This window comes from Streptomyces sp. NPDC107765 (assembly GCF_055657085.1).
Genome location: NZ_JBVKBL010000026.1, coordinates 18146 through 30681, shown reverse-complemented (window position 1 = coordinate 30681; position 12536 = coordinate 18146). Strand labels below are relative to the sequence as shown.

Annotated in this window: 10 protein-coding genes; 1 reads left to right on the top strand and 9 read right to left on the bottom strand. The window is 73.3% G+C overall.

Annotated features, from left to right (window positions below; all coding sequences use genetic code 11):
• Positions 1-54: 54 nt before the first annotated feature.
• The 5 genes from ACZ7MX_RS38095 to ACZ7MX_RS38075 form a co-directional block, all read right to left on the bottom strand.
• Positions 55-1548: a hypothetical protein gene (locus ACZ7MX_RS38095; protein WP_472139071.1), complete on the bottom strand. Its 1494-nt coding sequence runs from the start codon at positions 1546-1548 to the stop codon at positions 55-57.
• Entirely contained in the window at positions 1548-2546 is a 999-nt protein-coding gene (locus ACZ7MX_RS38090; RefSeq protein WP_472139149.1) for a hypothetical protein, read from the bottom strand. Before ACZ7MX_RS38090 ends, ACZ7MX_RS38095 begins: the two co-directional genes overlap by 1 nt.
• A gap of 1061 nt (positions 2547-3607) precedes the next feature.
• Positions 3608-4321 (bottom strand): LPXTG cell wall anchor domain-containing protein, encoded by a 714-nt coding sequence (locus ACZ7MX_RS38085; protein WP_472139069.1) that lies wholly within the window; start codon positions 4319-4321, stop codon positions 3608-3610.
• 231 nt (positions 4322-4552) lie between these two features.
• Positions 4553-5056, bottom strand: a complete 504-nt coding sequence (locus ACZ7MX_RS38080) for an ATP-binding protein (protein ID WP_030416080.1) — start codon at positions 5054-5056, stop codon at positions 4553-4555.
• A gap of 173 nt (positions 5057-5229) precedes the next feature.
• Positions 5230-5598: an STAS domain-containing protein gene (locus tag ACZ7MX_RS38075; RefSeq protein ID WP_030416081.1), complete on the bottom strand. Its 369-nt coding sequence runs from the start codon at positions 5596-5598 to the stop codon at positions 5230-5232.
• 262 nt (positions 5599-5860) lie between these two features.
• Between ACZ7MX_RS38075 and ACZ7MX_RS38070 the strand changes: the two genes are divergently transcribed.
• Positions 5861-6799 carry an RNA polymerase sigma factor SigF gene (locus ACZ7MX_RS38070; protein WP_472139067.1) on the top strand — a complete coding sequence of 313 codons (939 nt, stop codon included), beginning with the start codon at positions 5861-5863 and terminating at the stop codon, positions 6797-6799.
• A 119-nt stretch (positions 6800-6918) separates the two neighbouring features.
• Here the strand turns inward: ACZ7MX_RS38070 and hutI are convergent, their stop codons facing one another.
• Genes hutI through hutU form a run of 4 tightly spaced genes read right to left on the bottom strand, consistent with a single transcriptional unit; the run spans position 6919 to position 12366 of the window.
• The gene (hutI, locus tag ACZ7MX_RS38065) at positions 6919-8100 is read right to left on the bottom strand and encodes an imidazolonepropionase (protein ID WP_472139065.1); all 1182 of its coding nucleotides are present in this window, start codon (positions 8098-8100) and stop codon (positions 6919-6921) included.
• Positions 8101-8117: 17 nt separating this feature from the next.
• Positions 8118-9476, bottom strand: coding sequence for a formimidoylglutamate deiminase (locus ACZ7MX_RS38060; RefSeq protein WP_472139063.1), 1359 nt, complete (start codon positions 9474-9476; stop codon positions 8118-8120).
• The gene (locus ACZ7MX_RS38055; RefSeq protein WP_472139147.1) at positions 9467-10684 is read right to left on the bottom strand and encodes an allantoate amidohydrolase; all 1218 of its coding nucleotides are present in this window, start codon (positions 10682-10684) and stop codon (positions 9467-9469) included. The genes ACZ7MX_RS38060 and ACZ7MX_RS38055 overlap by 10 nt, the downstream gene beginning before the upstream one ends.
• Before the next feature lie 17 nt (positions 10685-10701).
• Positions 10702-12366 carry a urocanate hydratase gene (hutU, locus tag ACZ7MX_RS38050; RefSeq protein WP_472139061.1) on the bottom strand — a complete coding sequence of 555 codons (1665 nt, stop codon included), beginning with the start codon at positions 12364-12366 and terminating at the stop codon, positions 10702-10704.
• Positions 12367-12536: the final 170 nt, after the last annotated feature.

Genomic DNA, 12536 nt, shown 5'->3' with positions numbered 1-12536 from the left:
GGGCGTCGCACCGACGGTGCGGCGCCCCCTTCGTCGTGCGGTGGACCCGCCGGATCAGCGCAGCCGTGCCCGGCGCCGCGGCAGGACCGTGAACACCGCGCCGCCCAGCAGGACGGCGGTGCCGGCCAGCAGGCCGAGCGCGGTCAGTGCGCCCCGTCCGCCCTCGCCGGTGTGGGCCAGCTCGCCGCCGCTGCCACTGCTGCCCGGGCCGCCGGCCGATCCGGTCGCGCTACCGCCGGACGCCGTGCCACCGCCGGACGCCGTGGTCCCGCCCGTGGCCCCGCCCGACGAGCCGCCGGAGGTGCCGCCCGGCTGCGCCGCGGTGTCGAGGGTGAGCGAGGCGCCGGGATCCTTCTCCGGGGTGCAGGTCGTCGTCGTGCCCAGGGCGTTGACCGTGAGCACGCCCGGGCTCAGCGTGGCCTTGCCGGTGGCGCCCGGCGTGTAGGTGCCCTTCAGATCGGGGATCGCGATCGGGTCGCCCGACTTGATGGGCGCGGGGTTGGCCGGGCCCGTCACCTTGACCGTTCCCTTGTCGGCGCCGCCCACCTTGACGTCCATCGACGGCTTGACGGAGTCCTTGGGGATGTCCGCCGGGCTGTTCATCACGGACTTCTTGAACTGCACCGTCAGGTCGTAACCGCCGCCCTTCTTCACGGCGCTGATCTGCACCGGCGAGGTCGCCTTCTTGTCGCCGATGGGCGTCTTGCAGGCGTAGGGGACCTGAATCTCCTGGCCCTTGTACGCGGTGCCGTCGGGGTCACCGCCGGAGCCGCCGGTCGAACCGCCGGTGATCGAACCCCCGGTGGTGCCGCCGCCGGTGGAGCCGCCGGTGCTGCCGCCCGCGGTGCTCCCGCCGGTGCTGCCCCCGCTGGTGCCCGCGGTGGTCCCGCCCGTCGTGCCGCCCGTCGTGCCGCCCGTGCTGCCGCCCGTCGTGCCGCCCGTGCTGCCGCCCGTCGTGCCGCTCGTGCTGCCGCCGGTCGTTCCGCCGGTGGAGCCCCCGCCGTCGGTGACCTTGATCGTCACCGCGGGCTTCACCTGCTCCTTGGGCGAGCACTTGGTGTCCGTGGAGATCGGCCGGTTGACGTTGATGTTGTAGAAACCGGGGGTCAGCGTGACCTCACCGGGCCGGGTCAGCTTGAGCTTGCCCGTCATGTCGGACAGCTTCATCGGGGCGCCCTTGGGGATCGGCGGGTTCTGCCGCGGCCCCTGCATCGCCAGGTCCCCGGTCTGCGCCCCGGCCACCTTGATCGTGCCGGTCGGCTGCACGGTGTCCTTGCCCAGATCGAGGATGTCGGGGTTCTTGGACGCGCCCTCGACGGTCTTCCAGACCACCGCGATCTCGTCCCCGACCTTGGCCGTGGCGGGCGCGCTGACATCCACCTTCGTGGTGCCCTCGATCGGCGGCAGCCCCGATATCGGCGGCGGCAGACACTCCGTCTTGTACGAGACCTCCGCCGCCTCGGCGGCACCGGCCGCGGCCAGCATGCCCGCTCCCGCGAGCGCCAGCGCGGCCACCGAGGCCACCGCGGCTCTCCTCCGTTGCCTCATCACGTAGAACCTTTCGACGTCGGTCGTTTCGTGGATGTGGTGGTGGACGGTGCGGTGTCCGGGGTGAACCACGGCAGCGCGGCACGGTCGCCGGCCGGCGTGGTACGACGGGTGCGGATGCGGGGGCGGGCGTGACCCGCCGGGCGGCGCGGGCGTAGCCGGTCCACGAGCGCCATGCCGAGACGGAACACGGCGGTCGGGACCACGACGCACAGCAGCACCCAGAAGAGCGTCACGCCCCAGGGCCGGCCGACGCCCCACGGCTGCTCGGCCAGCACCTTGCCGCCGTACCGGAGGGAGACCAGATAGTCCCCGTGGGCGCCGGCCGCCAGCTCGACCGGCAGCTTGACCTGGACCTTCCTGCCGGGCGGTACGGTCCCCCGCCACTGCTGCTCCTCCCACCGGGGGGCGAAGACGCCGTGCGAGGTGCCGACCTCGAAGACCGGGTTCCGGGCCGGCGCGGAGCCGAGATTGCCGACCGTGACGGTCAGTTCACGCTGCGGCGGGGCACCGAACCAGGTGAGCAGTCCGCTGCTGCCGGCCAGCCGCGGCGGGGACAGCACCGCCAGCCGGCCGCCGGTGCGCTCCCTCGGCAGCGGCGCCACCGGATGGCCCGCCACCTTGAACGCGGCGTCCGCGGCGGCCGCCGCCCCGGTCACCGTCGCCACGTGCACCACGCAGGGGCAGGGCTTGGGCGGTTCGGCGACCGGCAGGCGCCTGCGGAAGGCGCCGTGCGCGTCGGTGGTGACCGCCCGGCCGTCCCCGTTGGCGCAGGAGTTGGTCCCGGCGATCATGTTCTGTCCGCAGATCAGCAGGGTGAGCAGGGCCTTGGGCCGCCAGCCGCGCCCGGTCACGGTCACGGTGCCGCCCTTGCCGGCCTCCTTCGTGGAGAGCTGGACGGTCCGGTGGCCACCGGGGGCCTCGGCCGGCGACGCGGCCCGCGCGGTACCGGCCGCCGGCGGGACCAGGACGAGGGCGGCGGCGAGGGCAGCGACCAGGGCGGTGGCGACGGCCGCGGGAAGGACAGCCGTCGTCGCGGGCCGCCCGTTGCTGCCACCCCTGCCCCCTCCCCCGTCCCGCCGCTCGTCCCGCTCGTCCCCGCGCCGGCGCCGGCGTCGCCGCCGTACGGCCACCAGGCCGGCCGCGCCCGCCACCGGGACCAGTGCCGCCCCGGCCGCGACGCCCCAGGGGAGGGCGGTGTACGAGGCCGTGACGGCGTCCTGCGCACCGCCGGCCGCGGTCACCGTGAGCCGGAGGCGCACCGCGTCCAGGGCCGGCGGATCGGGCCAGTCCTCCGTCAGACGGGCCCGCCGGCCGGGCTCCAGCGTGAGCGGCAGGGTGCGTGCGGCGCGCCGCAGCACCGGCCCGAGGACGCCGTCGGCGCGCACCGCCAGCCGTGGGGTGAGCACCGTGTTCCCGCGGTTGACCAGCGTGTACCTGATGACCGCCGCACTCCCCCGCCGGTGCACCGACACGTCCTCGGCGGTCAGCGCGGAGAGCGTCGGGCCGGCCACCCGTAGGTGGACCGGTACGGTGCGCCGAACCGCGGACCCGCCGTGCCGCGCCGGTCCGCCGGTCGCCGTGATCGTGGCGGGGTGGTCGCCCGGGGCGGCGTCCCGCGGCAGCGTCACCGTGAACGGCACGCTCGCCCGGGTGCGCGGCGGGACCGTGACCCGCCCCGCGGCGAACCGGAGCCAGGAACCGGTGCCGCCGGCCGTCCCGCCGCCGGTGCCGCGCAGCCGTACGGTGACGGCCCGGCGGGTGGGGTTGCCGAGGGACAGCCGGTCCGCCAGCACGGTGCCCGGCGCCCCCTCCAGGTAGAAGTACGGGCGGTCCTGCGCGCTCGGTTCGGCGCCGCGACCGGGGGCGGGCGCGGCGGACCAGCCCGGCCCGGCCGGCGCGGCGGGGCGGGCCTGGGCCGCGGCGGGGCACAGCAGTACCGCTGCGGCCGCGAGGAGCGCACCGCTGACCGCGGGGCGAGGACGGAACGGCATCGGCGGCTCCTGGTACTCGTGGTGCACAGGCTGCACGTGGTGCGCAGGCGGCGGTCCGGATGCGGTCAGGCGCGCTGGTGACGGCGGGTCAGCCAGAGCACCCCGGCCGCGCCGGCCAGCAGCACCGTGCCGCCCAGGGTGCCCAGTGCCACCGCGGAGTCCGCCGGTCCGGTCTGCGGCAGTCGTCCGCCGGAGGAGCCGCCCGTACCGCCGCCGGACGCGCTGCCGCCGCTGCTGCCACCGGAGCCCTTCACGTCGAGCGTGAGCGAGGGCTTGGGGTGGTTGCTGGGGGTGCAGGTGGTCGTGGTGCCGAGCGCCTTGATGGTGAGGGTGGAAGCGGTGAAGGTGACCTTGCCGCTCGCCTTGGGGGTGTACGTCCCGCTCAAGTCACTGATCTTGATGGGGGTGTTGGCCGGAATCGCCCGGTCGTTGGGCGGCCCGGCGACCGGGACCGTACCGCTCTCCGCGCCGCCCAGCTTGATCAGCGCGCTCGGCTTCATGGCGCCCTTGCCCAGCTCGACGGGGCTGGAGGAGACCCCCTTCCGGAAGGACATCACCAGCTTGTACGCGCCGCCGCTGGGGGTGCCCTTGATGTCGATCGGCGAGACCGCGCCCTTGTTCCCGATCGGCGTTCTGCACTGGTAGTTGACGTCGACGACGTCGGCGTGGGCGGCCGGTGCGGTGAGCCACACCGCGGACCCGGCCGTCATCGCCACGGCGGCGGCGAGGCCGGCCGCCCGGCGCGGTCGCCGGCCGTGCTGTGCGTAGAAGCGGGCCACTGTCCGTTCCCCTTCTCCCGGTGGGCGCACCGCCGACTGTTCCTGACGGCACATCAGATTGGCGGCTCAAGGTACGCCGGGGACCTTGCCGAGGGAAGGCACAGCACAGCCCCGATCGGTGCGGGGCCGCAGCGGCGGGCACATCCGGCCGCCCGGCGGTGGCGAGCACGCGCCCGGGAACGGCGAAGCGCGGGTCCGCGGACCCGCGCTGCTCTTCTCCCGCCGCCCTGGTCAGGCCGGTGCGGCGAGCTCCGCCCAGACGGTCTTGCCGGTGCCGTCGGGGTTGCGCACCACGCCCCAGTCCAGGCAGAGCCGCTGCACGATGAACATGCCGTGGCCGCCGGGGCGGCCGGGGCGGTGCGGGCTGCGCGGCGCCGGCGAGCCCGCGCCGAGGTCGGTGACCTCCAGCCGCAGCATCTTGGAGGTGCACCGCAGCCGCAGCTCCTCGGGCCCCTCGGCGTGCAGACAGGCGTTGGTGACCAGCTCCGACACGACGAGCAGCACGTCCTCGGCCGCGGCCCGCTGGTCGGCGTTGGCGGCCGGCAGCCAGCCCCAGTCGTGCAGGGCCTGCCGGGCGAAATCACGGCCACGTGCCACGGCGCCCCGGGTGCCCGCCAGGCGCAGCCGGCGGATCTGGCCCGCCGGCATGGCAGCGGACGGAACGGCGGCGGAAGCACCGGCGCCGCCCGGCTCCGGGCCGAGATCGCCCGGCGGGTACGGCCGGGTGGTGCTCATCAGCGCTTCACCTCACCGATTCGCCTATTCACGGAGAACAGATAGCGGACTGCTTGCAACGGATTCAGATGTCTCCTGCCCGACCGGACCGTGAGAACACCCACTTCTTGGGTACGGAAGTTGTGACACGGACTACGCGCCCGGAACAGATCGTTCCGGACACCGTCGTCAGGTCACTCGGCCAGGGCCGCATCGACGGAATCGTGCACCGTGAAGACTGCCTCAGCGCCGGTGATCTCGAATACCCGGGCAACCACCGGTTGCATCCCGGCCAGGTGGACCCCGCCCCCCTCGGCCTCCGCCTTCAGGCGCGCGCCGAGCAGTACGTTGAGGCCGGTGGAGTCCATGAATTCGAGCTGTGAGCAGTCGACCACCAGGCGTGCATACCCGTCGTCCACACAGCCTTCGAGTGATTCCCGCAACAGATCCGCGGTGTGGTGATCGAGCTCACCTGTGACCGTCACAACGGCACTCGCGCCGTGATGGCGGATCTCGACGTGAAGCCGGCCCCGGCTTGCACTGCCGACCGTCCCGCGGTCCATGCGATGCGCACCCCTTTTGCTGTCTAGATGCCTGGATTGCTTGCGACTGCGCTCGTCGAACCCTACGCCTTCCTGACGCGCGCCGGTAGCCGAACAATCCGCATATTGCCCAATATACGGACAACGCTTACTTGCCATCTTCCGGCAAAGACAGGTAGGCGTAGAACAACACATTCGCAACGGCCGGCTTTGGAGGCGCCGCACACCGAAGGCTTCACGGAGAGGCATCGGCAGCCATATGCCGAGAACGATGGAGGAGACCATGTCACCCCGGCTCGACGAACTGCGTACCGACGACCCCCGGCAGTCCGCATCGTCGACACCCCTGTCCGACCCGACCGGGCACATCCCTTCCCAGCCGATCGCTGTCGAATCCGATCCGGCGGTTTTTGCCGAGATCGACGATCTGCCCGAGATCCCGCCGTTCGACGAGGTGGGTCCGGTGGACGCGAGGGCGCTGTCCAAGACCCTCTTCGAGCGGCTCGAATCGCTTGAGGAAGGCACCCACGAATTCGCTTACGTCCGCAACACCCTGGTCGAGCTCAACCTCGCCCTGGTGAAGTTCGCGGCCTCCCGCTTCCGCTCCCGCAGCGAGCCGATGGAGGACATCGTCCAGGTCGGCACGATCGGCCTGATCAAGGCGATTGACCGCTTCGAGCTGTGCCGCGGGGTGGAGTTCCCGACGTTCGCGATGCCGACCATCGTCGGCGAGATCAAGCGCTTCTTCCGTGACACCAGCTGGTCGGTGCGCGTACCGAGGCGTCTGCAGGAACTGCGTCTGGACCTCGCGAAGGCGGGCGACGAACTCGCCCAGAAGCTGGACCGCGCCCCCACGGTGCAGGAACTCGCCGAACGCCTCGGCATCACCCGGGACGAGGTCGTCGAGGGGATGGCCGCGAGCAACGCGTACACCGCGAGCTCGCTGGACGCCCAGCCCGAGGAGGACGACAGCGAAGGCGCCCTGGCGGACCGGATCGGCTACGAGGACCACGGGCTCGAAGGCATCGAGTACGTCGAGTCGTTGAAGCCGCTGATCGCCGAACTCCCGTCGCGCGACCGGAAGATCCTGTCCCTGCGCTTCGTGGCGAACATGACGCAGTCCGAGATCGGCGAGGAGCTGGGCATCTCCCAGATGCACGTCTCCCGTCTGCTCTCCCGCACGCTCGGCCGGCTCCGCAAGGGGCTGATGGTCGAGGAGTGAGGCCGCGGTCGCTCCCGCCGGCCCCCGCGGCCGGCACCGCCCGCGCGGAGGAGGGCCCGCCCCGGATCACCGGGACGGGCCCTCCTCCGCGTCCGACGGCCTTCGGCGGCCGTGCGGGGTCAGACCAGAACGCCCTTGTGCCACACGGCCGAGACGAGCGGGACGCCCGGGCGGTAGGCGAGGTGGACATGGCTGGGGGCGTCCAGGAGGGCCAGGTCGGCGCGGGCGCCGGGGGTGATGCGGCCGACGTCGGTGCGGCGCAGCGCGCGGGCGCCGCCCGCGGTGGCCGACCAGACCGCCTCGTCGGGGGTCATGCCCATGTCCCGGACGGCCAGGGCGATGCAGAACGGCATGGAACTGGTGAAGGACGAGCCGGGGTTGCAGTCGGTGGACAGCGCGACGGTGGCACCGGCATCGAGCAGCGGCCGGGCGTCGGGCCACCGGGCGCGGGTGGAGAACTCGGCGCCGGGCAGCAGCGTGGCAACGGTGTCGGACTGGGCGAGGGCGTCGATGTCCGCGGGGCCGAGGTGGGTGCAGTGGTCGGCGGAGGCGGCGCCGAGCTCGACCGCGATCTGCACGCCGGGGCCGTGCCCGAGCTGGTTGGCGTGCACCCGCGGTACCAGGCCCCTGGCCTTGCCGGCGGTGAGGATCGCGCGGGCCTGGTCGCCGTCGAAGGCGCCCTTCTCGCAGAAGACGTCGATCCAGCGGGCGTGCGGGGCGCAGGCGTCCAGCATCGGGCCGGTGACCAGGTCGACGTAGCCGGCCGGGTCGTCGGCGTAGTCGGGGGAGACGATGTGGGCGCCGAGGAAGGTGACCTCGTCGGTGTGCGCGGCGGCGATGCGCAGCGCCCGGGCCTCGTCCTCGACGGTCAGGCCGTAGCCGGACTTCGTCTCGAACGTCGTCGTGCCCTGGCGGAGGGCCTCGGCGAGGTGGCGGGTGAGGTTGGCCTCCAGTTCCCCGTCGGTGGCGGCGCGGGTGGCGGCGACGGTGGTGCGGATGCCGCCGGCGGAGTAAGGGCGCCCGGACATCCGGGCGTTGAACTCCTCGGTGCGGTCGCCGGCGAAGACGAGGTGGGAGTGGGAGTCGACGAAGCCGGGGATGCCGGCCCGGCCGGCGGCGTCGACGGCGTTGTCGGTGGCGGGTGCTTTGCTGGAGGGACCGACCCAGGCGATGCGGTCGCCGTCGATGACGACCGCGGCGTCCTGGATCAGACCGAGGGGGCCTTCACCGAGGGAGGGGTCGTTGGTGACGAGCTGGGCGATGTGGGTGATGGCGGTGGTCGGCGCGGAGGTCGTCGTCATCGCGGGGGTGTTCTCCTTCAGCCGCGTACGGCGGCGATGGACTCGGCGAGGGCTGCGGGCACGTCGGGGACAAGAGTGTGCACACCGTCCCGGACGATCTGCCGCCCGCCGACGATGGTGTGTCGCACGTCCGCCGCGGAGGCGGCGAATACTGCCGTTTCGGCGGCCAGCCGGGGCAGTGGTCCGGCGGTGCGTACGGAGTCCAGTGCGATCGTGGTGAGGTCGGCGAGCGCGCCGGTCTCCAGGGTGCCGGCGTCGTGCCAGCCGAGGGCGGCATGGCCGTCGGCGGTGGCGGCGCGCAGCAGGGCGGCCGCGGTCCAGTGCCCGCGGGTGCGGGTGCGCAGCCGCTCGTCGAGCTCCATGGCGCGGGCCTCTTCGAGCAGGTCGATGACGGCGTGGCTGTCGCTGCCGAGGGACAGCGGGCTGCCGGCGCCCTGGACCCGGGCGGCCGGGCCGATGCCGTCGGCGAGGTCGCGCTCGGTGGTGGGGCACATGCACACGCCGGTGGTGGTGCCGCCGAGCAGGGCGATGTCCTGGTCGGTGAGGTGCGTGGCGTGCACGGCGGTGGTGCGCCGGCCCAGCGCCCCGTGGTCGGCGAGCAGTTGGGTGGGGGTGCGGCCGTGGGCGTCGCGGCAGGCGTCGTTCTCGGCGGTCTGCTCGGAGAGGTGGACGTGCAGCGGGGCCTGCCGTGCGCGGGCCCAGTCCGCGACGGTGCCGAGCTGGCCGGCGGGCACGGCGCGTACGGAGTGGATGGCGGCGCCGATGCGGACGTGCTCGCGGTCCTCCTTGAGCGCGTCGGCGCGCTGCGCCCAGCGGTCCGCGGTGCCGTCGGAGAAGCGCAGCTGGTGCCGGTCGGGCGGGGCGCCGAAGCCGGACGAGAGGTAGGCGGTGTCGAGCAGGGTGATGCGGATGCCGGCGTCCGCGGCGGCGGCGATCAGCGCCTCGCCCATCGCGTTGGGGTCGTCGTAGCGGGTGCCGCCGGGCGCGTGGTGGAGGTAGTGGAATTCGCCGACGCAGGTGATGCCGGCCAGCGCCATCTCGGCGTAGACGGCGCGGGCGAGGGCGAAGTAGCTGTCCGGGGTGAGCCGGTCGGCGACGGAGTACATGATCTCGCGCCAGGTCCAGAAGGTGCCGCTGCCGACCTGGACGGTGCCGCGCAGCGCGCGGTGGAAGGCGTGGCTGTGGGCGTTGGCCAGGCCGGGCAGCGTCAGGCCGCGCAGGACGGTGGCGCCGGGCGGCGGGGTGGCGTCCCCGGTGCGGACGGCCGCGATCCGCCCGTCCGCGGTCTCCAGGGTCACGCCCGGCTCGACGTGGCTGCCGAGCCAGGCGTGTTCGAGCCAGTACGTCGTCGGTGTTGCCTGCGTGGTCAGCGGCACGCCAGCCCCTCCAGTACGTCGGCGAGTGCGAGGACCCCGGCGGTGCAGTCGTCCTCCTCCGCCGCTTCGGCGGGTGAGTGGGACACACCGGTCGGGTTGCGCACGAACAGCATGGCGGTGGGGACGGTTCCGGACAAAATACCGGCGTCATGGCCCGCGCCGGTGCCGAGGACGGGCACCGGGCGCTCCGCCGTCTTGCCCAGGAGGGTGCTCAGTTCGTCCCGCAGGGCGTGCCCGAACTCCACGACCGGGGTGAAGGATTCGCGGACGACGGTCAGGTCGACCCCGTCGCGTGCGGCGCGTTCGGCGGCGGCCTGCTCGATGCCGTGGACCACGGTGTCCAGGGTGTCCTGGTCGGGGGCGCGGGAGTCCAGCCAGCCGCGGACGAGCGAGGGGATGGCGTTGACGCCGTTCGGCTCCACGCTGATCTTCCCGAAGGTGGCCAGGGCGCCGGCCAGCCGGGCCTGTTCCCGGGCGGCGAGGACGGTCGCGGCGTAGCTGAGCATCGGGTCGCGCCGGTCTTCCAGGCGCGTGGTGCCGGCGTGGTTGGCCTCGCCGTGGAAGTCGAACCGCCAGCGGCCGTGCGGCCAGATGGCGGAGGCGACGCCGACCGGGTCGCCGGAGAGGTCCAGGGCGCGGCCCTGCTCGACGTGGAGTTCGACGAACGCGCCGATCGCGGCGAGCCGTTCGGGGTCCGGGCCGATGGCGTCGGGGTCGTATCCGGCGCGCTCCATGGCCTGCGGCAGCGAGATGCCGTCGGCGTCGCGGAGTTCGCGCGCGGCCTCGGGGGTCAGGGCGCCGGCGGTGAGCCGGGAGCCGACGCAGGCCAGACCGAAGCGGGCGCCTTCCTCGTCGCCGAAGTTGACGATCGCCAGCGGCTTCGCGGGGTCGGCTCCCCTGCGGCGGAGTTCGTCGAGTGCGGCGAAGGACGAGACGACGCCGAGGGGGCCGTCGAAGGCGCCGCCGTCCGGCACGGAGTCCAGGTGGGAGCCGGTGACGACGGCCTCGCCGGGGGCCACGTCCTGGTGGCCGGTGGCGCCGAGCCAGGCCCACTGGTTGCCGTTGCGGTCGAGTTCGTAGGCGAGTCCGCGGGCCTCGGCCTGCGCCCGGAACCACGCGCGGCAGTCGGCGTCCGCGCCGGTCCAGGCGTAGCGGCGGTATCCGCCGGTGGCGGAGTTGCGGCCGAGCGGCCGCAACTCCTGCCACATCTCGTGGAACGAGGCGGTCACGCGCCCTCGCCCTCGCGCATCGGGATGCGGACGCCGCGCTCGGCGGCCACCTCGTCGGCGCGCTCGTAGCCGGCGTCGACGTGGCGGATGACGCCCATGCCGGGGTCGTTGGTGAGGACCCGGCGGATCTTCTCGCCGGCCAGCGGGGTGCCGTCGGCGACGGTGACCTGCCCGGCGTGGATCGAGCGGCCCATGCCGACGCCGCCGCCGTGGTGGAGCGAGACCCAGGAGGCGCCGGAGGCGACGTTGACCATGGCGTTGAGCAGCGGCCAGTCGGCGATCGCGTCCGAGCCGTCCTTCATGGCCTCGGTCTCGCGGTAGGGGGAGGCGACGGAGCCGCAGTCGAGGTGGTCGCGGCCGATGGCCAGCGGGGCGCGCAGGGTGCCGTCGGCGACCATCTCGTTGAACCGCTCGCCGGCCTTGTCGCGTTCGCCGTAGCCGAGCCAGCAGATCCGGGCGGGCAGGCCCTGGAAGTGGACCCGCTCGCCGGCCATCTTGATCCACCGGGCGAGCGACTCGTTCTCCGGGAAGAGGTCGAGGATCGCCTTGTCGGTGGCGGCGATGTCCTGGGCGTCGCCGGACAGCGCGGCCCAGCGGAACGGCCCCTTGCCCTCGGCGAACAGCGGCCGGATGTAGGCGGGGACGAAGCCGGGGAAGGCGAAGGCCCGTCCGTAGCCGGCGAGTTGGGCCTCGCCGCGGATGGAGTTGCCGTAGTCGAAGACCTCGGCGCCGGCGTCCATGAAGCCGACCATGGCCTCGACGTGCTTGGCCATCGACTCGCGGGCGCGGGTGGTGAAGCCGGCCGGGTCCTTGGCGGCGGCGTCGGCCATGTCCTCGAAGGCCATGCCGACCGGCAGGTACGCCAGCGGGTCGTGGGCGCTGGTCTGGTCGGTGACGATGTCGATCGGCGCGCCTTCGGCGAGCATCTGCGGCAGCAGTTCGGCGGCGTTGCCGAGGAGGCCGATGGAGAGCGGTTTGCGCTGGTCGCGGGCCTCGACGGCGAGCTGGAGGGCGTGCTGGAGGCTGTCCGCCCGCACGTCCAGGTAGCGGTGCTCGATCCGGCGCTCGATGGCGCGCGGGTCGCAGTCGATGCAGAGGGCGACGCCGTCGTTCATGGTGACGGCGAGCGGCTGGGCGCCGCCCATGCCGCCGAGGCCGGCGGTGAGGGTGATCGTCCCGGCGAGGGTGCCGCCGAACTTCTTCGCCGCGACGGCGGCGAACGTCTCGTAGGTGCCCTGGAGGATGCCCTGGGTGCCGATGTAGATCCACGAACCGGCGGTCATCTGGCCGTACATGGTCAGGCCGAGGGCCTCCAGGCGGCGGAACTCCTCCCAGTTGGCCCAGTCGCCGACGAGGTTGGAGTTGGCGATGAGCACCCGCGGCGCCCACTCGTGCGTCTGCATCACGCCGACCGGCCGGCCGGACTGGACGAGCATCGTCTCGTCCTGCTTGAGCGTGGTGAGGGTGCGCACCATCGCGTCGAAGGAGCGCCAGTCGCGGGCGGCCTTGCCGGTGCCGCCGTAGACGACGAGCTGGTCCGGGTGTTCGGCCACCTCCGGATCGAGGTTGTTCTGCAGCATGCGCAGCGCGGCTTCCTGCTGCCATCCCCGAGCACTCAGCTCCGTACCGCGCGGTGCCCGCACGGGTCGCGGTCCCGACATGGGCCGTGCCTCCCTGAACATCGAATGGATTGAGCTATTCACATCTTGGGGTCGATGAATAGCGCTAGTCAACAGGATGCGGTGAAGGTTTTCCACAGCCCGCCCGTTCGACTTGCCCGGCAGGAAAGCCGGTGTTAGCTTTCCCAGTAGGAAAGTTGAGGCGGGGTGCC

Coding starts and splice junctions, on each gene's coding strand:
- ACZ7MX_RS38095 (WP_472139071.1), bottom strand. CDS start 1,548: ATGAGGCAACGGAGGAGAGCCGCGGTGGCCTCGGTGGCCGCGCTGGCG.
- ACZ7MX_RS38080 (WP_030416080.1), bottom strand. CDS start 5,056: ATGAGCACCACCCGGCCGTACCCGCCGGGCGATCTCGGCCCGGAGCCG.
- ACZ7MX_RS38075 (WP_030416081.1), bottom strand. CDS start 5,598: ATGGACCGCGGGACGGTCGGCAGTGCAAGCCGGGGCCGGCTTCACGTC.
- ACZ7MX_RS38070 (WP_472139067.1), top strand. CDS start 5,861: ATGTCACCCCGGCTCGACGAACTGCGTACCGACGACCCCCGGCAGTCC.
- hutI (WP_472139065.1), bottom strand. CDS start 8,100: ATGACGACGACCTCCGCGCCGACCACCGCCATCACCCACATCGCCCAG.
- ACZ7MX_RS38055 (WP_472139147.1), bottom strand. CDS start 10,684: ATGTGGCAGGAGTTGCGGCCGCTCGGCCGCAACTCCGCCACCGGCGGA.
- hutU (WP_472139061.1), bottom strand. CDS start 12,366: ATGTCGGGACCGCGACCCGTGCGGGCACCGCGCGGTACGGAGCTGAGT.